The sequence below is a fragment of the Variovorax sp. VRV01 genome (assembly GCF_014852545.1).
GTDB classification, from domain to species: domain Bacteria; phylum Pseudomonadota; class Gammaproteobacteria; order Burkholderiales; family Burkholderiaceae_C; genus Variovorax; species Variovorax beijingensis_A.
Genome location: NZ_JACVBS010000009.1, coordinates 47,353 through 66,703 on the forward strand (window position 1 = coordinate 47,353; position 19,351 = coordinate 66,703).

The 19,351-nt window shown below is 68.7% G+C and carries 15 protein-coding genes and 1 other RNA gene; 13 read left to right on the forward strand and 3 right to left on the reverse strand.

Going from position 1 to position 19,351, the window contains the following annotated elements:
- Positions 1-43: 43 nt before the first annotated feature.
- From IB278_RS17215 to IB278_RS17240, 6 genes are all read left to right on the forward strand, one after another.
- Complete coding sequence (locus IB278_RS17215; RefSeq protein WP_192324482.1) at positions 44-2,638, forward strand: PD-(D/E)XK nuclease family protein; 2,595 nt, start codon at positions 44-46, stop codon at positions 2,636-2,638.
- Entirely contained in the window at positions 2,635-5,898 is a 3,264-nt protein-coding gene (locus tag IB278_RS17220; protein ID WP_192324484.1) for a UvrD-helicase domain-containing protein, read from the forward strand. Before IB278_RS17215 ends, IB278_RS17220 begins: the two co-directional genes overlap by 4 nt.
- A complete protein-coding gene (locus tag IB278_RS17225; protein ID WP_145743582.1) occupies positions 5,895-7,133 on the forward strand; it encodes a TIGR03862 family flavoprotein in 1,239 nt (412 codons plus the stop codon). Before IB278_RS17220 ends, IB278_RS17225 begins: the two co-directional genes overlap by 4 nt.
- An 81-nt stretch (positions 7,134-7,214) precedes the next feature.
- On the forward strand, positions 7,215-9,128 hold the full coding sequence (locus tag IB278_RS17230) for a galactose oxidase-like domain-containing protein (protein WP_192324486.1): 1,914 nt from the start codon (positions 7,215-7,217) through the stop codon (positions 9,126-9,128).
- Positions 9,129-9,134: 6 nt separating this feature from the next.
- Positions 9,135-9,608, forward strand: coding sequence for a hypothetical protein (locus IB278_RS17235; protein ID WP_261380292.1), 474 nt, complete (start codon positions 9,135-9,137; stop codon positions 9,606-9,608).
- Entirely contained in the window at positions 9,605-10,204 is a 600-nt protein-coding gene (locus IB278_RS17240; protein ID WP_145743586.1) for an SCO family protein, read from the forward strand. The genes IB278_RS17235 and IB278_RS17240 overlap by 4 nt, the downstream gene beginning before the upstream one ends.
- Positions 10,205-10,309: 105 nt before the next feature.
- Here the strand turns inward: IB278_RS17240 and ffs are convergent.
- Positions 10,310-10,406, reverse strand: an RNA gene (gene ffs / locus IB278_RS17245) — signal recognition particle sRNA small type.
- 178 nt (positions 10,407-10,584) lie between these two features.
- Here ffs and dnaX point away from each other — a divergent pair.
- The 7 genes from dnaX (at position 10,585) to IB278_RS17280 (ending at position 16,921) form a co-directional block, all read left to right on the forward strand.
- Entirely contained in the window at positions 10,585-12,444 is a 1,860-nt protein-coding gene (dnaX, locus tag IB278_RS17250; RefSeq protein WP_192324488.1) for a DNA polymerase III subunit gamma/tau, read from the forward strand.
- A gap of 97 nt (positions 12,445-12,541) precedes the next feature.
- Entirely contained in the window at positions 12,542-12,874 is a 333-nt protein-coding gene (locus tag IB278_RS17255; protein WP_012747441.1) for a YbaB/EbfC family nucleoid-associated protein, read from the forward strand.
- A gap of 7 nt (positions 12,875-12,881) precedes the next feature.
- The gene (gene recR / locus IB278_RS17260) at positions 12,882-13,472 is read left to right on the forward strand and encodes a recombination mediator RecR (protein WP_025569363.1); all 591 of its coding nucleotides are present in this window, start codon (positions 12,882-12,884) and stop codon (positions 13,470-13,472) included.
- Between the two features lie 50 nt (positions 13,473-13,522).
- Positions 13,523-13,915, forward strand: coding sequence for an MAPEG family protein (locus tag IB278_RS17265; RefSeq protein WP_145743590.1), 393 nt, complete (start codon positions 13,523-13,525; stop codon positions 13,913-13,915).
- A 170-nt stretch (positions 13,916-14,085) separates the two neighbouring features.
- Positions 14,086-15,120, forward strand: a complete 1,035-nt coding sequence (locus IB278_RS17270; protein ID WP_145743592.1) for an ABC transporter substrate-binding protein — start codon at positions 14,086-14,088, stop codon at positions 15,118-15,120.
- A gap of 74 nt (positions 15,121-15,194) precedes the next feature.
- Positions 15,195-16,091: an ABC transporter ATP-binding protein gene (locus IB278_RS17275; protein ID WP_145743594.1), complete on the forward strand. Its 897-nt coding sequence runs from the start codon at positions 15,195-15,197 to the stop codon at positions 16,089-16,091.
- Positions 16,088-16,921, forward strand: a complete 834-nt coding sequence (locus IB278_RS17280; RefSeq protein WP_145743596.1) for an ABC transporter permease — start codon at positions 16,088-16,090, stop codon at positions 16,919-16,921. Before IB278_RS17275 ends, IB278_RS17280 begins: the two co-directional genes overlap by 4 nt.
- A 37-nt stretch (positions 16,922-16,958) precedes the next feature.
- Here the strand turns inward: IB278_RS17280 and IB278_RS17285 are convergent, their stop codons facing one another.
- The gene (locus tag IB278_RS17285; protein ID WP_192324490.1) at positions 16,959-18,569 is read right to left on the reverse strand and encodes a transglycosylase SLT domain-containing protein; all 1,611 of its coding nucleotides are present in this window, start codon (positions 18,567-18,569) and stop codon (positions 16,959-16,961) included.
- Entirely contained in the window at positions 18,566-19,345 is a 780-nt protein-coding gene (gene gloB, locus IB278_RS17290; protein ID WP_025569369.1) for a hydroxyacylglutathione hydrolase, read from the reverse strand. Before gloB ends, IB278_RS17285 begins: the two co-directional genes overlap by 4 nt.
- Positions 19,346-19,351: the final 6 nt, after the last annotated feature.

Sequence of the window (19,351 nt, forward strand, 5' to 3'; positions counted from 1 at the left end):
TTTGCGCGTTGCGCCTCCACGCCCTCCAACCCCTCGATAGAACATGAACGAAGGCCACCCCGTCCAGGCCCTGTGGTGCGACCCCGCCGGCGGCGTCGTCGCGCGCATCGCTGGCGCCATTGCGCAGCACGGGCTGCATGCGGCGCGCACCGTGGTGCTGGTGCCGTATGCGCAATTGATGGGTGTGGCCCACGGCATGTGGTCGCGCTGCGGCGGCCCCGGCTTCGCGCCGCGCTTCGAGACCACGCGCAACTGGGCGCGCAGCGCGGGCGGCTTCCTGCCCACGGGCTACGACATTGCTTTCGACATGGCGCGCGACCTGGTCACGGCCCAGGCGCTGCTGTCGCAGGCCGGCTTTGCCGCCGAACGCTTCGCGCTGGCCGGGCGTGTGGTCGAGTTGGCCTACCAGCTGGCGCCCCTGGCGGCGGCCGCGCTGCCCGGGGGACGCGGCAGCGAATGGGCGCAGCGCGCGGCCCAGGTGGCCGATGCGGGCAGCGAGTCGGAATGGTTCCGCATCGAGAGCGCGCTGATCCGCGTCGCGGTGGCCTGGGCCGCCAATTCGGGCTATGCCACCGACGTGCTGCTGCGCGACACGGTGCGTGCGCAGGTCGATGCGCTGATCGTGCTCGAAGGCTTCCAGGCCGATCCACTCACGCAGACGCTCTGCAGCCTGTGGGGTGATCGCGCCATCCATCTCTCGCTGGTGCCCACAAGTCCTGCGGCCGCCACGGCAGCCGCGCATGTCGCCGCCGATCCGGAAGACGAAGCCGAACTGGCGGCCGCCTGCGTGCTGCGGCACCTGGCCGAAGGCCGCGCGCCGGTGGCACTGATTGCGACCGACCGGGCCCTCACGCGGCGCATCGGCGCGCAGCTCCAGGCGAAGGGTGTCACGGCGCACGACGAAACCGGCTGGAAGCTTTCCACCACGCGCGCCGCCGCCACCGTGATGAGCGCGCTGCGCGCCTGCGCGCACGACGCCGGCAGCGACCAGGTGCTCGAATGGCTCAAGAGCGGTGCCGACGGCGATGCGCTCGCCGTCCAGGCGCTCGAATCCCGGCTGCGGCGCGAAGGCGTGCGCGAGTGGTCCGCCTGGTGCGGCCAGGCCGCGCGCAGCGAGAAGCCGCAGGACATCGCACTGCTGCCTTTCACCGAGGCTGTCGAAGGCCGCCGCATGGACATGGCCCGCTCGCGGCCCCTGGCCGACTGGCTGCGCGCCCTGCGCCAACTGCTGGAGGCCGGGGAGCAATGGGAGCCGCTCGCAGCCGACATGGCCGGCGCCAAGGTGATCGGCGCCTTGTGGCTCGATGCCGATGCCCATGGCGAAGACGACGAATTTCCCGGCGGACGCCACACGCTGGCCGAGTTCACGGCCTGGGCGCGCGACGTGCTGGAAGACGCGAGCTTCGTGCCGCCCGCCGGCAGCGAGGCGCCACAGGTGGTGGTGCTGCCGCTGCATCAATTGCTGGGCCGCGCATTCGGCGCCGTGGTCATTCCCGGTTGCGACGACCGGCGCCTGCCCGCATCGCCCGAGCCGCCCGGCAACTGGAGCGCCGCGCAGCGCGCCGAACTGGGCCTGCCCGCGCGCGAGACGCTCGAGGCCGCGCAACGCTCTGCATGGGCCGCGGCCCTGTGCAATCCGAATTGCGAAGTGCTGTGGCGCCAGTCCGATGCGAGCGGCGAGCCGGTCCGCCCCAGCCCGCTGGTGCAGGCGCTGCAGCTCGACCACGCCCTGCAAATGATGGCGGACCCGCGCACGCCGCGCGAGGTGGCGCTGCAGCCGACCGCCTACCCGACGCCGTCGGGGGCGCTGCTGCCATTGCGCAACATCTCCACCAGCGTCTACGAAGACCTGCGCCGCTGCCCCTACCGCTTCTTCGCGCTGCGGCAACTGGGCCTGCGCAGCGCCGACGAGCTCGATGCCGAGGTCGACAAGCGCGACTTCGGCAACTGGCTGCATGCCGTGCTGGGCCATTTCCATGAGGCGCTGAAAGAGAAGCCAACCAGCGATGCCGCTGAGCGTGCGGCGTACATCAGCGTGGCGGCCGAGCGCGCCACGCGCGAGTTCGGACTGTCCGATGCCGAGTTCCTGCCCTTCGCGGCGGCGTGGCCCGCAGTGCGCGACGGCTACCTTCAATGGCTTGCCGGACACGAGGCGAGTGGCGCCGTGTTCGCTGAATCCGAACCCTGGATGGAACAGCCGCTGGGCAACCTGCAACTGGTCGGCCGGCTCGACCGCATCGACCGCATGCCGGACGGCCAGGCCTTCGTGATCGACTACAAGACCGAATCGGCCGCAGTGACCAAGGAGCGCGTGAAGGATCCGACCGAGGACACGCAGCTCGCCTTCTATGCCGCGCTGGTGGCCGACGACACCTTGCGCGCGGCCTACGTCAACGTCGGCGAGAAGTCGTCCGGCACGCAGACCGTCGAGCAGCCCGTGGTGGTGGAGGCGCGCGATGCGCTGGTGGCGGGCATCCTCGACGACTTCACCCGCATTGCCCAGGGCGCGGCGCTGCCGCCGCTGGGGGAGGGCGCAGTCTGCGACTACTGCGCGGCACGCGGGCTTTGCAGAAAAGATTTCTGGGAGATCGAACAGCCTGTACTTTCGTCTCCGACCGAGGGAGGGCCTGCGAAATGAACGGCGCCGCCTACGAACACAACGGCCGGCACGTCACGCGCGAGGCCTTCTACACCGTCGCCTGCGATCCGCGGCGCTCGGTAGCCGTCGAAGCCTGCGCCGGCGCGGGCAAGACCTGGATGCTGGTGTCGCGCATCCTGCGCGCGCTGCTCGAGGAAGGCGAATCCGCCTGCGAGCCGCACGAGATCCTGGCCATCACCTTCACCAAAAAAGCCGCCGGCGAAATGCGCGAGCGGCTCGACCAATGGCTCGAGCAGTTCGCCGAGCGCAGCCCCGAGGAACTGGTGCGCGAACTCGTGATCCGCGGTGTCGAACCCGCCGCCGCGCTCGCTGCCGTACCGCGCCTGCAAGGCCTCTACAGGCGCTTGCTCGAAGGCGGCCGGCCGGTTCAGTTCCGCACCTTCCACGCCTGGTTCGCCGGCCTGCTGCGCAATGCGCCGCTGGCGGTGCTGCGCGAACTCGGCCTGCCCGCGAACTACGAGCTGCTCGAAGACGATGCCGAGGCGCGCTCGCGGACATGGCGCCCCTTCTTCGAAGCGGTGACGGCCGACAAGGAGGCGCTGGCCGACTACTACGCCGTGGTCGCCACCTATGGCCGGTCGCAGACCGCCAAGGCCCTGGGCGAAGCGCTTACGCGCCGGGTCGAGTTCTCGCTGTCCGACCCGGCGTCGGCGGTGCAGCATTTCAGCGCCATGCATCCGTCGCTCGAAGGCCTGGACGAACCGACCGAAGCACTGCGCGGCGAGCAGGTCCGCCACCGCTGGCTGGACCGCGCCGCCGCACTCGGCCGCGAAGCCAACAAGACGCCGCAGAAAGCGGCCGAGGCGATCATCGACGTGTTCGGCACTGGCGAACCGCCGCAGGAGTCGCTCCCTGCCGCGCTCGCGCACCTGCGCAAGAACTTCTTCGTCGCCACCGAAGACCGGCTCAACAAGAACCTGCAGAAATACCCCGCCGCACAAGAAGCCGAGGCCGAGCTCCAGACCCTGTGCGCTGCGCAGGCGCAGCATGCGGCGTGGCTCTACCAACAGCGCATGACGCGCCTCACGCGCCTTCTGATCTCCGCCTTCGCCGAGGTCAAGCGCGCCCACGGCTGGGTCGACATGAACGACGTGGAACAGGCCGCGCAATTGCTGCTGGGCCAGTCGGCGCTGTCGGGCTGGGTGCAGGAGCGGCTCGATGCGCGCATCGCGCACCTGCTGATCGACGAGTTCCAGGACACCAATCCGCTGCAGTGGCAGGCGCTCTACGGCTGGCTCAGCGCCTACACCGGCGCGGGCGGCAAGGCGCCGCGCGTCTTCATCGTGGGCGACCCGAAGCAGAGCATCTACCGCTTCCGCCGCGCGGAGCCGCAGGTCTTCATCGCCGCGAAGAGATTCGTGCGCGAAGGGCTGGGCGGCGAGCTGCTCAATTGCGACCACACCCACCGCAACGCGCGCGCGGTGGTCGGCCTGGTCAACCAGTCCATGCTGGCCGCGCAGGACGCCGGCGAGTTCGACGGCTACCGCGCGCACACCACCGAGCGCAGCGACGCGGGCGATCTGCTCAAGCTCCCGCCCATCGACCGCGGCGCCCTCGATACCACAGCCGAGGCCGCGCCCGCGGACGACGGCATGCTGCACTGGCGCGACAGCCTCGTCACGCCGCGGGTGCTGCCCGAAGAGCAGTTGCTGCAAAAGGAATGCGAGCAGGCCGCGCGCTGGGTCGCGCAGCGCATTGCCGATGGCACGCCGCCGCGCCAGATCATGGTGCTGGCGCGCCGCCGCAACCGGCTGTCCGCCATGCAGGACGCGCTGCGCCAGCGCCACATTCCCGTGCAGCAGCCCGAGAAGAACGAACTGCACGACGCCCCCGAAGTGCAGGACGTGGTGGCGTTGATCGATGCGCTGGTGTCGCCCGCGCACGACCTTTCTCTGGCGCGCGCGCTCAAGTCGCCGCTCTTCGGCATCAGCGACGAGGCGCTGGTGCAGCTGGCGCTGCGCCAGCGCGAGCACTCCTCTTCAAGCTGGTTCGCGCTGATCCAGAAAGGCGAGGGCCTGCCGGCGGAACTGGCCGAGGCCGGCGCCAGGCTCAGGCAGTGGCAGCGCTGGCTCGCCGCATTGCCGCCGCACGATGCGCTCAGTGCGATCTTTCACGATGGCGACGTGCTGGCCAGGTTCGGCGCCGCCATGCCTTCGGCCATGCGCCAGAGCGCGCTGGCCAATCTGCGCGGGTTGCTGGCGGCTTCGCTCGAGATCGAGGGCGCGCGCTTTGCCACGCCCTATGCGCTGGTGCGTGCGCTGCGCGCCGGCGGCGTCAGGGCGCCTTCCGTCGCCGTGCCCGATGCGGTGCAACTGCTCACCGTGCACGGTGCCAAGGGCCTGGAAGCCGACACCGTGCTCATGCTCGACTGCGACGCGCCGCCGCCGCGCGCCCAGACCATGGGCGTGCTGGTCGAATGGAAGGGCAGCGACAGCGCGCCCACGCGCTTCGTGTTCCTGGCAAGCGAAAAAACGCCGCCGGGTTGCGCGGCCACCCTGCTCGAGGAAGAACAGCGCGCGCGCCATCGCGAGGAGCTCAACGGCCTCTACGTCGCGACCACGCGGGCGCGCGAGCGCCTCGTGCTGTCGTCGGTGCAGCCGACCCGGGCCAACGAGGGCAGCTGGTGGTCGCGGCTCGAATCGATGTGCGAGCCCGTTGAAGCCGACGAGCCGCTGCTCGCGCTGCCCGTGGAGACCGGGGCCGGAAGTTTCTCAATGAAGAAGATGCCCGTCCTCGCATCTGCGGCCAAGGAAGCACCGGCCACCAGGAAAGCCGCAGGCGCTACCGTCGATGCGCGGGCTGCGGCCTTCGGCCAGGCGATGCACCGGCTGCTCGAATGGGCCCGGCAGGGCGAGGCGCTGCCGCCTGCGCACGTGCGTGCCGCGGCCCGCGAATTCATGCTCGATGCGCAGCAGGCGCGCGGTGCCGCGGTGCTGGCCGAGCGCATCCGCGCGGGCGCCGGCGCCTGGGCGTGGGATGAGCGCATGATCGACTGGCACGGCAACGAAGTGACGCTGGTCCACGAAGGCGAGACGCTGCGCATCGACCGCCTGGTGCGCGAGCGCGCCAGCGGTGCCTGGTGGATCCTCGACTACAAATCCGCTGCGCGCCCCGAACGGGACGCGGAATTGATCGCACAGATGCAGCGCTACCGTGCGGCCGTGCAACATGCCTATCCCGGTGCCTTGGTGCGCGCCGCGTTCCTGACCGGGCAGGGCGAACTGGTAACTCTCGAATGACTCTTTCCCAAACCGTCGCCGTGATCGGCGGCGGACCGGCCGGCCTGATGGCGGCCGAAGTCCTGAGCGCGTCCGGCGTGCAGGTGCACGTCTACGACGCCATGCCCTCGGTGGGCCGCAAGTTCCTGCTGGCCGGGCGCGGCGGGCTGAACCTCACGCATTCGGAGCCCTTCGACGTGTTCATGAGCCGGTTCGGCGAGCGCCGCGCGCAGCTCGAACCGATGCTCGCCCGCTTCGGTCCGCAGCAGGTGCGCGATTGGGCGGCCGGCCTCGGCATCGAGACCTTCGTCGGCACCTCGGGCCGCGTGTTTCCGACCGACATGAAGGCCGCGCCGCTGCTGCGCGCCTGGCTGCACCGGTTGCGTGCGGCGGGCGTGCAGTTCCATATGCGCCACCGCTGGCTCGGTGACGCATCACTGGCCACGGCCTCATTGCGCTTTGCCACACCGACGGGCGAGGCCATCGCGAAGGCCGATGCGGTGGTGCTCGCCCTGGGTGGTGCGAGCTGGGCGCGGCTGGGCTCCGATGGCGCATGGGCGCCGTGGCTGCAGGCGCGCGGGATCGACATCGCGCCGCTACTGCCTGCCAACTGTGGTTTCGACGGGGCAGGGTGGAGCGAACATTTCGCGAGCCGTTTCGCAGGCCAGCCCTTCAAGTCGGTTGCGATTGCGTTCACCGACAGCCAGGGGCGCCGCTTTGCGCGCAAGGGCGAGTTCGTTGCAACCGCGACCGGCATCGAAGGCAGCCTGATCTATGCGGCATCGGCATTGCTGCGCGACGAGATCGCCGTGCACGGCAGCGCGACGCTGCTGCTCGATCTGCTGCCCGACCGCAGTGCCGAGCAGGTGCTGGCGGCCGTGAAGCATCCACGCGGCGCCCGCTCGCTCAGCAGCCATCTGAAGAGCCGGCTCGGACTGGAAGGCATCAAGGCCGGCGTGCTGCACGAGGCGCTCAGCCGCGAAGCCATGCAGGATCCCGTGCAACTGGCGGCGACGATCAAGGCCGTGCCGCTGCGGCTGGTCGCGACCCGGCCCATCGACGAAGCCATCAGCACCGCAGGCGGCGTGCGCTTCGAGGCGCTCGACGAACGGCTCATGGTCAGCGCGGCGCCGGGCGTGTTCGTGGCAGGAGAAATGCTCGACTGGGAGGCGCCGACCGGCGGCTACCTGCTGACGGCGTCCATGGCCAGTGGGGCGGCCGCGGCGCGCGGAGCGATCAAGCAGCTGGGCCTCTGAGGGCATGACTGAATACTTTTGTATTGTTTATTGCACGCGCAAGGATTAAGCTGCGACCAGACAAAAAATAAAGGAGCAGCGATGACCAGCGTTCCATCGCCGCGCGCCGCGCGCGGGCTTGCTTATGCATCCCTGGTGTTCCTGGTTTGGTCCGGCGGTGACGCAGGAGGCGGCGCCCGCGCGCAGGGCGCAAATCCGACGCTGGCGGGCGCGTCCGCATCGGCAAGCAAGCCGGTGCCGCCAGACGGACAGCCGGCGTCCCTCACCAGTCCGTCCCCCGGCACCAAGTTCGCCAGCCGCAGCGCGACCTTCGTCTGGACCAACACGGGTGCCAACCAGTACGGCTTGACGATCCTGTCGGCCTCTTCGGCGACACCCGTTGTGGACACATCGACCAGCGCGACAACGCTGACGGTGACAAACCTTCCCATAGACGGTGCGGGGCTCGTGGTCCGGCTGCGCTCCCGATTCAAGGGGAAGTGGCTGCCGGCCAACGAGTACCTGTTCACGGCAGCCGGCTACACCGCGGCGCAATCGACCGCCGCGGTGAAGCCCTGGTCCGACCCGATCGCGTTGCCACTCGTGCCCGCGTCGGCCGCGAACCTGCCGGACGGCAAGCTGCTGCTGTGGGCAGCCCGCTCGCCCAACAGCTTCAGCACGAGCAGCAGCGAGGCCTACACCTACACCACGGTGTTCGACCCCGTCACGCGAAGCGCCAGCCCGTTGTCGATCACGGCGACCGGCCACCAGATGTTCTGCCCCGGCCTGAGCATGCTGGCCGATGGCAGCGTGCTGGTCAGCGGCGGCAGCGATGCGACGAAGACCTCGATCTACGACCCGGCGCTGGGCGGCTGGGTGACGGGTGCGCAACTCGGCATTGCACGCGCCTACCAGGCGAGCACGACGATGTCCGACGGCTCCGTGTTCACAGTCGGCGGGTCGTGGAACGGCGGGCAGGGCGGCAAGTACGGCGAGGTGTGGTCGGCCGCCACCAGGACCTGGCGCACGCTGTCCGGCGTACCGGCCAACATGCCCGATGCGAGCAATGTCTCGAACCCGCCGCTGGCCGGCCCGGACGCGGCCGGGGTCTACCGGGGCGACAACCACATGTGGCTGTTCGGCGCCGCCGACGGCTGGGTACTCCACGCCGGTCCCGCGGCGGCAATGCATTGGATCGACACACGCGGCAGCGGCGCGATCCTGCAGGCCGGTCCACGCAGCGACGACCCCTATGCCATGACGGCCAGCGCCGTGATGTACGACATCGGCAAGATCCTCAAGCTCGGCGGCGCGCCCAACCACGACAGCGGCGACGCCTTCAAGACCGCCTACATCATCGACATCAGCGCGGGCGCGCCGATGGCACCCACGGTGCGCAAGCTCTCGCCGATGGCTTATGGCCGAACCTTCGTGAACAGCGTGGTGCTGCCCAACGGCGATGTGTTCGTGATAGGCGGGCAGACGCAGCCCGTTCCGTTCTCCGACTCCTACAGCGTGCTGGCGGCCGAGTTGTGGAGCCCGGAGCTCGAGACCTTCATCACCGTGCCGCCGATGCAGAAACCGCGCAACTATCACAGCATGGCCTTGCTGCTGATGGACGGACGCGTGCTGTCGGGCGGCGGTGGGCTGTGCGACTGTGCGGGCGACCACCCGGATGCAGAGATCTACACGCCGCCGTACCTGCTGGCGAGCGACGGTTCGCCGGCGCCCCGCCCGGCCATCACGGCCGCGCCGGCCAGCGCCACATGGGGAAGCCAGATCGCCGTGACGACCGATCGCGCGGCGGCCCGCTTTGCGCTGGTGCGCATGGCATCGGCCACTCACTCGGTCAACACCGATCAGCGCCGCATCCCGCTGTCATTCACGGGCACGGCAGGCAACTACCAGTTGGGCATTCCGGCCGACCGCGGGACGGTGCTGCCGGGCAACTACATGCTGTTTGCGCTCGACAGCAGTGGCGTGCCAAGCGTGGCGCGCACCATCAACATCCGGTAGCGGCCGGTGCGCTTCGCGAAGCCGAGGCCTTCGATGATGATGCTGGCGCTGGCCTTCGGAACCGCACTGGCTGTTGGCCCGGCGTGGTCCGAAGAGCCTGAAGCGGCCGTGCCTTCCTCGGTGGCGCGCGGCGTGCGCCTGTTCGATGGCGCCGAGCCGCTGGCCGGCACACTGTCCGGCCACAACGCGCCGCTGCCGAGTGCAGCGACGCGCTGCATCCAATGCCATGCGGGGCCCGGCAGGTCCGCCGCCGCGGTCCCCGGATTCGCGCCGCCGCTCGACCGGCGCCAGTTGCGCGAAACCCTCCCGCGGCGCGGCGGCCCGCCCGTCGCGTACGAGCGCGCATCCTTCTGCCGCACGCTGCGCACCGGCGTCGACCCGGCCCACGTCACGCTGCCCCGAGCCATGCCGCGCTTCGATGCCGACGATGGCCAGTGCGCGGCGTTGTGGGACTATCTGACGCAGGCTCCCTCCGAATGAACGCGCCTAGCCGCTTCCTAACCTGCAGGGCTGCATCCCTCGGGCGCCGGCGCCTGCTTGCCGCGAGCGCGCTGGCGTGGCTGGGTGTGCCTCCGGCCCGCGCGAACGACAGCACCGGCCCGGTGATGCCGGCGGTGGCGGCCCCGGCCTTGCCGCTGCGGCGCCATGATGGCGCCGCGCCAATGCTCGCGGCGCAGCTCCGAGGCAGCCTGACGGCCGTTCAATTGATGTTCACCGGTTGCAGCACGGTCTGCCCGATCCAGGGGGCCTTGTTCTCGACGCTGCAGGCGGCATTGCTGACCGAGCGCAATGCAGCGGTGCGTCTGCTGTCGCTGAGCATCGATCCGCTGGCCGACGACCCCGCGGCATTGAGCGCCTGGCTGCGGCGTTTTGGCGCAAGACCGACATGGAGCGCGGCGGCGCCAGCCCCCGAAGCACTCGAGTCGATGTTCAGGCTTTTCACGGGAGGCGCGGCAGCGGGCGACCGGCATACCGGCCAGGTTTATCTGTTCGATCGCCGCGCCCGCCTGGTCTGGCGTACCAGCGAACTGCCGCCTGCCGAAGAGGTCATGGCCGGCTTGCGACAGATTGGATAGCGGGGGCAGCTGTGCGAAAGTCTGCAGGCAGGTTCTGCGGACCGGGACTCGTGGCCCCTGTTCAGCGCGCAAGCTCTTGAGAGCTCACGGCTTCCTGGATGTTAGGTTGACGAGCCTTACCCCTGGCACTGACTACGCAGTTAGGGCTGCTTGGTTCCCCACCTGACCCGGTTGGCCACTTCACCATGCAGGGAGGCCCGTCAAAGGCTATTGTAACCCCCCAGGCTGCGCGCACTTCGTGTCGCTTCGCCCACCCCCTGCTGGGGGCGATACCAGCGGCCCGGCTGAGCCGGTTCCGCGGTATCCCGCGAAAAGACAGGGCCTTTTTTGATTGCGGGGTGAGGGCAAGAGGGGCCGCCGCGCCTTTTAGAATGCCCGCAATGTCTTATCTCGTGCTCGCTCGCAAGTTCCGTCCGAAAACCTTCGGTGAGATGGTTGGCCAGGGGCACGTGGTGCAGGCGCTCGAGAACGCGTTGACCACGCAGCGCCTGCATCACGCCTATCTTTTCACCGGGACGCGGGGCGTGGGCAAGACCACCGTCTCCCGCATTCTGGCCAAGTCGCTCAATTGCCAGGGGCCGGACGGGCAGGGCGGCATCACGGCCACGCCTTGCGGGGTGTGCCAGGCCTGCAAGGACATCGATTCGGGCCGTTTCGTCGACTACACCGAACTCGACGCGGCATCGAACCGTGGCGTGGACGAGGTGCAGTCGCTGCTCGAGCAGGCGGTCTACAAGCCGGTGCAGGGGCGCTTCAAGGTCTTCATGATCGACGAAGTGCACATGCTCACCAACACCGCGTTCAACGCGATGCTGAAGACGCTCGAGGAGCCGCCGGAATACCTCAAGTTCGTGCTCGCGACCACCGATCCGCAGAAGGTGCCGGTCACGGTGCTGTCGCGCTGCCTGCAGTTCAACCTGCGGCCGATGGCGCCCGAGACGGTGCTTGAGCACCTCACCAGCGTGCTGCAGGCCGAACAGGTGCCGGCCGAGCCACAGGCGCTGCGCCTGCTGGCACGTGCGGCGCGCGGCTCGATGCGCGATGCGCTGTCGCTCACCGACCAGGCCATCGCCTTCGGCAATGGCGAGTTGCTCGAAACCGGCGTGCGCCAGATGCTCGGCAGCGTGGACCGCGGCCATGTGTTCAAGTTGATCGAGGCGCTGGCACTGGGCGACGGCCGGACGGTGGTCGATACCTCCGAAGCGCTGCGGCGCGACGGCATGTCCGCCGCGTCCACGCTGGAAGAAATGACCGCCGTGCTGCAGGCCATGGCCGTGCTGCAGGCAGTGCCCTCGCGGGCCGAATCGGCCGATTCGGCGACCGATCCCGATGCCGCCGACACGGCGCGCCTCGCGTCGCTGATGCCGGCCGACGAAACCCAGCTGCTCTACAGCCTGTGCCTGCACGGGCGCGGCGAACTGGGCCTGGCGCCCGACGAATACGCGGCGCTCACCATGGTGCTGTTGCGGCTTCTGGCTTTCAAGCCTTCCAACGCGGCCGCTGCTTCGGCCTCCGCGGAAAAAAAAACTCTGAATGAAGCCGCCCGGGCGGTTTCGGTCCCTGCGGCCGTGGCACCGGCTCATCAGCACACGGCGGTGATCGCCGCGCCGCCAGCGTCGAATCCCCCCGCTGCGCCGGTGCCTCGATCCAACCCGGCGCCGGCCGGCCAGCGCCTGGCCGTGGTCAGCGAGCCGGTGCGGCAGGGCGGGGCCCGGCCTTCCGCCGAGGCCGAACCCTCGCCGGCTGCGGAAGCGCCGCGGGTGCTTGCCGTTCCGATGCGCGTGCAGCCGCCGCCGAGCCAGCGCGACGCGCCGCGCCCCGACGAGCAGCGCGGCCCGGCGCCGCCCATTCCGCCGAGCGAGGACGGCGACTTCTGGCACGCCACGGTCACGCAGATGATCGCGGCCGAGAGCATCAGCGCGCTGGCGCGCGAGCTCGCGCTCCAGTCGCAGCTGGTGGCGCGCGATGTCGACCAGTGGATACTTCGCGTCGAGCGCGAGCTGCTCAACCAGCCTTCGGCCCGCGAGAAGCTCACCGATGCCCTGGCCGCACTTGGCCACGGCGTGAAGCTCGCGATCGAGATCGGCGCCGTGGTCGACAGCCCCGCGCGCCGCAACAAGCAGGCGGCCGACGAGCGCCAGCGCGTGGCCGAGGAGGCCATCCGCAGCGATCCCGAAGTACAGATGCTGATGCGCGAATTCGATGCGAAGATCGTGCCCGGAACACTCAAGCCCGCCTGACTGAACGCCACTGAAAAACCGTGCCGGCACTTGCGGCATTCGGCATCGGCCGCCATCTCTCTTATCCTTCCTCCATTTCAACCAATCAGGACCAACGATGTTCAACAAAGGACAACTGGCCGGCCTCATGAAGCAGGCGCAGGCAATGCAGGACAACCTCAAGAAGGCCCAGGAAGAACTGGCCACCATCGAGGTCGAAGGCGAGTCGGGCGCAGGCCTCGTGAAGGTCGTGATGACCTGCAAGCACGACGTCAAGCGCATCACCATCGACCCGAGCCTCCTGGCCGATGACAAGGACATGCTCGAAGACCTCGTGGCCGCCGCCTTCAATGCCGCGGTGCGCAAGGCCGAGGAAACCAGCGAACAGAAGATGGGCAAGCTCACCGCGGGCATGCCGGGCCTTCCGCCCGGCATGAAGCTGCCGTTCTGAGCCATTGATGGCCGACGCCAGTTCGCTTGACGCCCTGGTCGATGCGCTGCGCCGCCTGCCCGGCGTCGGCGTCAAGTCGGCCTCGCGCATGGCCTTCCACTTGCTGCAGCACGACCGCGAGGGCGCACAGCTGCTTGCGCGCGCCTTGCAGCAGGCGGCCGGCAACGTGCGGCATTGCGAGCGCTGCAACACCTTCACCGAAGCACCAGTCTGCAACGTGTGCCTGGACACGCGCCGCGACGCAGGCAAGCTCTGCGTGGTCGAGACGCCGGCCGACCAGGCCGCGCTCGAGCGCACCGGGGCCTTCCGCGGCTACTACTTCGTGCTGATGGGCAAGCTCAGTCCGCTCGACGGCATCGGGCCCAAGGACATCGGCCTGCAGAAGCTCTTCGACCGCGCGCTGGACGGCACCGTGAGCGAGGTGATCCTGGCCACCAACTTCACGGCAGAGGGCGAAGCCACCGCGCACGTGATCGGCGAAGCGCTCCGGCAGCGGGGCCTGAACGTGACACGCCTCGCGCGCGGCGTGCCCGCGGGCAGCGAACTCGAATACGTGGATCTCGGGACCATCGCGCATGCCTTGGTGGACCGCCGATAGCGCGCAGCGGCCGCTGCAGCCGCCGTGCTGAAAGCAGACAAGCAATCCCCATGACTTTTTCCTTGCTCACCGTCGCTTACTGGTGCGTGTTCATCGCCTGCGGCCTGCCGTATTTCGCGGCATGGATCGCCAAGGCCGGCAGCTTTGGTCCGCGCGACAACGTGCAGCCGCGCGACTGGGCCGCAAGGCAAAGCGGCTGGCGGGCGCGCGCCAACAGCGCGCAGGCCAACAGCTTCGAAGGCCTTCCGTTCTTCATTGGCGCGGTGATCATTGCGCATCAGCTCGGCGCCAATCAGGCGCGGCTCGACATGCTGGCGGCGGCCTATGTCGTACTGCGTGTGATCTATATCGCGGTCTATATCAAGGGCATCGGCTCCGTGCGCAGTGCGGTCTGGGCGCTCGGTTTCGTGATCAATATCGCGATCCTTTTTCTCGCGCGCTAAGAGCGCAAACGGCCGCTGCGCCAGCGCGCAACAGGCCGTTTGGCACAGGCCTCGCGGAGGTCTTCATGCTTACGTGGAAACCCGCACGGGATGACCCCGATGCAGGCAACGGGGGCGCACCCCTAAGCTCGATTCAGTCCACCAGAATCAAGTGCCCGCAGGATTGCTCCATGCTCCACCGCAGAACCCTCATGACAGTCTCCGCAGTTGCTGCGGCAACCATCGCGCTGCCGCGGGTCTTTGCGCAAGCCAAGCTCGAGAAGACGAAGATTTCCATTGCGGTGGGCGGCAAGGCGGCGTTCTACTATTTGCCGCTCACCATCTCCGAACAGCTCGGCTACTTCAAGGCCGAAGGCCTCGACGTCGAGATCTCCGATTTCGCCGGCGGCGCACGCGCGCTGCAGGCCGTGGTGGGCGGATCGGCAGACGTGTGCTCCGGTGCCTACGAGCACACCATCAACCTTCAGGCAAAGAACCAGTTCTTCCAGGCCTTCGTGCTCCAGGGCCGCGCGCCGCAGATCGCAGTGGGCGTGTCGACCAAGAACATGGCGGGCTACACCGGCATTGCGGATCTCAAGGGCAAGAAGATCGGCGTCTCGGCACCGGGCTCCTCGACCAACATGGTGGCCAACCTGGTGCTGTCGCGCGGCGGCCTCAAGGCCAGCGACGTGAGCTACATCGGCGTGGGCGTGGCGGCCGGCGCGCTCACGGCGCTGCGCTCGGGCCAGATCGACGCCATCAGCAACACCGACCCCGTCATGACCATGCTCGAGCAGAAGGGCGACGTGAAGATCATCAGCGACACGCGCACGCTCAAGGGCACGCAGCAGGTGTTCGGCGGGCCGATGCCTGCGGCCTGCCTCTATGCGCCGGTCGACTTCATCCAGAAGAATCCCAACACCTGCCAGGCGCTGGCCAATGCGATCGTGCACGGCCTCAAGTGGCTGCAGACTGCCGGCCCGGGCGACATCATCAAGACAGTGCCCGAAACCTACCTGCTCGGCGACCGCGCGCTGTACCTCGCGTCCTTCGACAAGGTGCGCGAATCGATCGCCACCGACGGTCTCGTGCCGGCCGACGGCCCCAAGACGGCGCTCGCCGCGATCTCGAGCTTCGACACCGCAGTGAAGCCCGACAAGATCGATCTCATGAAGACCTACACCAACGATTTTGCAAGGCGCGCGAAAGACAGGTTCAAAGCCTGATTCCGAACGTCCCCGCGACCCGGCTTCGGCCGGGTTTTTTCTTGTGGCGGCCAATGCCAGAATTCCTGCCAGACATGTCCGACTACGCACTCGAGCTTCTCTCCATCAGCTGCACCTTCCATTCGAAGGACGATCCGGGCCAGCGCTACACCGCGGTGGCCGACACCACGCTGCGCGTGCGGGCCGGAGAATTCGTCTCGGTGGTGGGCCCCACGGGCTGCGGCAAGTCGACCCTGCTGAACGTGGGCGCGGGCCTGCTCGAGCCTTCGTCGGGTACCGTCAAGGTCTTCGGCCAGACGCTCGCGGGCGTGAATGCGCGCGCCGGCTACATGTTCCAGACCGAGGCACTGATGCCGTGGCGAAGCGCCATCGACAACGTGATGGTGGGGCTGCAGTACCGCGGCGTGCCCGATGCCGATGCGCGCGGGCAGGCCGAGGCCTGGCTCTCTCGCGTGGGCCTCTCGGGCTTTGGCGACCGCTATCCGCACCAGCTCTCGGGCGGCATGCGCAAGCGCGTGGCGCTCGCGCAGACGCTGGTGCTCGACCCCGACATCATCCTCATGGACGAGCCCTTCAGCGCGCTCGACATCCAGACGCGCCAGCTGATGGAGAACGAGGTGCTCGAACTCTGGAGTGCGCCGAGCGAGGGCCGCCGGGCCGCCCCAAGGCAGGAGCTCACCCCCTCGGGGGGTGGGCGCACAGTGCCCGGGGGCTCGCACGGACGGAAGGCGGTGCTCTTTATTACGCACGACCTCGACGAGGCCATTGCGATGAGCGACCGCGTGGTGGTGCTGTCGGCCGGGCCGGCCACGCATCCGATCGGCGAGTTCGCGATCGATCTTGCGCGCCCGCGCGACGTGGCCGAGGTGCGCACGCAGCCGCGCTTCGTCGAGCTGCACACGCAGATCTGGGAGGTGCTGCGCGACGAAGTGCTCAAGGGCTATGCGCAGCAGCTGAGGAAGGCCGCATGATGCCGCGCCTGAACGAACGCAACGCGCGCTTCTGGCAGCTGGTGCTGCTCGCGATCATCCTGGTGGGCTGGCACCTGGCTTCGCGCAACCAGCAGGTGGCTTTTTTCCTGGGTGAGCCGATCCAGGTGGCGGGGCGCATCTGGAGCTGGTTCCTGCCGTTCGAGGTGCCGCCGAACCTGCTGTTTCCTGAAGGCCTGAAGGGCAATGCCGACATCTACCGGCACCTGGGCACCACGCTGCTCGAGACGGTGCTGGCCTTCGGCATCGGCACCGTGCTCGGGCTGGCCTGCGGGCTCTGGCTGGCGCTGGCACCCACCGCGAGCCTGATCCTCGACCCCTACATCAAGGCCGCCAACTCCATGCCGCGCGTGATCCTCGCGCCCATCTTCGCGCTGTGGTTCGGCCTGGGCATCTGGAGCAAGGTGGCGCTGGCCGTCACGCTGGTGTTCTTCATCGTGTTCTTCAACGTCTACCAGGGCGTGCGCGAGGTGAGCCCGGTGGTGCTGGCCAACGCGAAGATGCTCGGCGCCAACCAGCGGCAGCTGCTTCGCACGGTCTACCTGCCGAGCGCGACGAGCTGGGTGTTCTCGAGCCTGCACACCTCGGTGGGCCTGGCCTTCGTTGGCGCGGTGGTCGGGGAGTACCTGGGCTCGGCACGCGGCGTGGGCTACCTGATCCTCCAGGCCGAGGGCACCTTCGACGTGAACACCGTCTTTGCCGGCATCGTGGTGCTGACAGGCTTTGCGCTCTTGCTCGACGGCCTGGTCGGCCTGATCGAGAAGCGGCTGATGAAGTGGCAGCCGCGCAGCGGCGAAACCGAAAAGCTCTAGCGCAGCGCCTCGGTTGCCGCCGGCTCGCAGGCAAGGTTCAGCGCTTTTTCTTCGACGGCGTGCCGCCGCGCTTCTCGCGCACCACCTGCTTGCTTGCCGGCGTCTTCACCACCACGTTGCGGCCGCGCGCGGCAACCGCTTTCACCTGGCTGCCGCCGCGCTTGTCGGCAACGGCGGCTCGGCCGTGCGCCCGTGCCGCGCCCGACCCGACGCGCGCTTCGGGCGCAGCACGAACCGGCAGGTACACCACCACGCTGTAGCCGCGCTTGAATGCGTGGTTGAGCTTGACGTCGTTCCACTCGGCCACGCTGTCGGGCTTGAGCTTGTAGCGGCGCGCGATGCTGGCCACGCTGTCGTTGCGTCCGGCCTTGACGGTGGTGCGGCGATTGACGATTTCGGGCTGGAAGCTCAGGTGGCCGCTGTCCGCCACCAGTGCCGTCACGTCCTCCTTGACGCGGGCGCTGCGCGGCACGATGAGCGTCGAGCCGGCCTTGATGAGCATGCGCGGCGGAATGCTGTTGAGCGCGCGCAGGTCGGCCTCGCTCATGCCCGAGCGCTGGGCCGCATCGGCCACCGTCATCGTGTTGGGAACCACCCATGCCGTCCAGCTGGCGTACTGGCCTTGCGAGTACGCATCGAAGTTGCGCTGGAACACGGCCGCGTTGTCCCAGGGCAGGAGGATCTGCGGCGTGCCGGCCGCCAGCAGCACGGGCTTGTGCGCGGCCGGATTGAGGGCGCGGAAGTCTTCGAGGCGGATGTCGGCCAGCTTGGCGGCGAGTTCGACGTCGAGGTCGCGCGTGAGCGTCACGGTCTGGAAGTACGGGTGGTTCGCGATCAGCGGCAGCTCGGTGTTGAACGCCTGCGGATTGGCCACGATGTTCTTCACCGCCTGCAGCTTGGGCACGTAGAGCCGCGTTTCGGCCGGCATGGAAAGATCGCTGTAGGTGGTGGGCAGGCCCAGGCGCTGGTTCTTGGCGATCGCGCGGCTCACGCTGCCTTCGCCCCAGTTGTAGGCGGCCAGGGCGAGCTGCCAGTCGCCGAACATGCCGTAGAGCTTTTGCAGGTAGTCGAGTGCGGCGCGCGTCGAGGCCACCACATCGCGCCTGTCGTCGCGGAAGATGTTCTGCTTGAGGTCGAAGTCGGTGCCGGTGGCGGGCATGAACTGCCACATGCCCGCGGCGCGCGCGCTGGAAATGGCCTGCGGGTTGAACGCGCTCTCGATGTACGGCAGCAGCGCGAGCTCGGTCGGCATGTTGCGCCGCTCGAGTTCCTCGACGATGTGGAAGATGTACTTGTTCGAGCGCTCGGTCATGCGCTGGATGTAGTCGGGCCGGCTGGCATACCACTGCTCGCGGTCGCGCACCAGGTCGCTCTCGAGGTTCGGCATCTTGAAGCCGCGGCGGATGCGGTCCCACATGTCGGCGGGCGGCGCCAGCGTGACGACGCTCTGCGAATGGGCTTCGCTGTTGGTGATGGGAGTGAGCGGGCCACCCGGGTAGACCGGCGCGGCGCTGCCGGAGGCCTTGGCGCCGGTGCCGCCGGCGGAGGATGGCGCGGATGCGGCGGTGGAGGAAGACGAGCTGGTGGTGCCCGCGCAGCCCGCGAGCAACAGTGAGCCTGCAAGGCAGACAGCAGCGATAAGTTTCATCGGAAGTCGTTTTTCCATTGGCGCAGCGCAGCAAACACGTCGGCTTCGGCCGCATCGGCGGAAAGCTCGGCGTGCTCGCGCACCGCTCTAAGGACAGTGGCTTCGCGGCTGCGAAGAAAGGGGTTGATCCGGCGTTCGGTGGCCAGTTGCGAGGGCAGTGTGGGCCGCCCCTGCGCGCGCAGGCTTTCGCAGTGCGCGCTGTACTGAGTCAGATCGGCATTGCCGGGTTCCACCGCGCGGGCGAAACGCAGGTTAGCAAGTGTGTATTCGTGCGCGCAGCATACGCGTGTGTCGCCCGGCAGTGCGGCGAGCGCATCGAGCGAAGCCAGCATTTGCGCCGGCGTGCCTTCGAACAGCCGACCGCAGCCGCCGGAGAACAGCGTGTCGCCGCAAAAAAGAAGCGGCGTCCGGCCGGCGTTTGCGGGCAGGAAGTACGCGATGTGGCCGGCCGTGTGGCCCGGCACGTCGATGACCGAAAAGCGCAGCCCGAGCACCTCGGCCGTGTCGCCGTGCGACAGCGGCTTGAACGGCTCCGGAATGCGTTCGCGCGCCGGACCGAAGACCGGTGCGCCGGTGGCCGCATGGAGCGCGGCCACGCCACCCGTGTGATCGGGGTGATGATGCGTGACTAGAATCGCGGCGAGCTGCAGCTTGTCGCGCGCCAAGGCGTCGAACACGGGTTGGGCGTCGCCCGGGTCCACCACGATCGCGTTGGACCCGTCCTGCAGCATCCAGATGTAGTTGTCAGCGAAGGCGGGCAGCGGAACAAGGGTCATGAGCGG

Excerpts from the sequence above, each read along its gene's own strand:
- IB278_RS17270 (WP_145743592.1), top strand. The coding sequence starts at position 14,086 with ATGCTCCACCGCAGAACCCTCATGACAGTCTCCGCAGTTGCTGCGGCA.
- IB278_RS17265 (WP_145743590.1), top strand. The coding sequence starts at position 13,523 with ATGACTTTTTCCTTGCTCACCGTCGCTTACTGGTGCGTGTTCATCGCC.
- IB278_RS17275 (WP_145743594.1), top strand. The coding sequence starts at position 15,195 with ATGTCCGACTACGCACTCGAGCTTCTCTCCATCAGCTGCACCTTCCAT.
- gloB (WP_025569369.1), bottom strand. The coding sequence starts at position 19,345 with ATGACCCTTGTTCCGCTGCCCGCCTTCGCTGACAACTACATCTGGATG.
- IB278_RS17285 (WP_192324490.1), bottom strand. The coding sequence starts at position 18,569 with ATGAAACTTATCGCTGCTGTCTGCCTTGCAGGCTCACTGTTGCTCGCG.
- IB278_RS17230 (WP_192324486.1), top strand. The coding sequence starts at position 7,215 with ATGACCAGCGTTCCATCGCCGCGCGCCGCGCGCGGGCTTGCTTATGCA.
- IB278_RS17225 (WP_145743582.1), top strand. The coding sequence starts at position 5,895 with ATGACTCTTTCCCAAACCGTCGCCGTGATCGGCGGCGGACCGGCCGGC.
- dnaX (WP_192324488.1), top strand. The coding sequence starts at position 10,585 with ATGTCTTATCTCGTGCTCGCTCGCAAGTTCCGTCCGAAAACCTTCGGT.
- IB278_RS17255 (WP_012747441.1), top strand. The coding sequence starts at position 12,542 with ATGTTCAACAAAGGACAACTGGCCGGCCTCATGAAGCAGGCGCAGGCA.
- IB278_RS17215 (WP_192324482.1), top strand. The coding sequence starts at position 44 with ATGAACGAAGGCCACCCCGTCCAGGCCCTGTGGTGCGACCCCGCCGGC.
- IB278_RS17240 (WP_145743586.1), top strand. The coding sequence starts at position 9,605 with ATGAACGCGCCTAGCCGCTTCCTAACCTGCAGGGCTGCATCCCTCGGG.
- IB278_RS17280 (WP_145743596.1), top strand. The coding sequence starts at position 16,088 with ATGATGCCGCGCCTGAACGAACGCAACGCGCGCTTCTGGCAGCTGGTG.
- IB278_RS17220 (WP_192324484.1), top strand. The coding sequence starts at position 2,635 with ATGAACGGCGCCGCCTACGAACACAACGGCCGGCACGTCACGCGCGAG.
- recR (WP_025569363.1), top strand. The coding sequence starts at position 12,882 with ATGGCCGACGCCAGTTCGCTTGACGCCCTGGTCGATGCGCTGCGCCGC.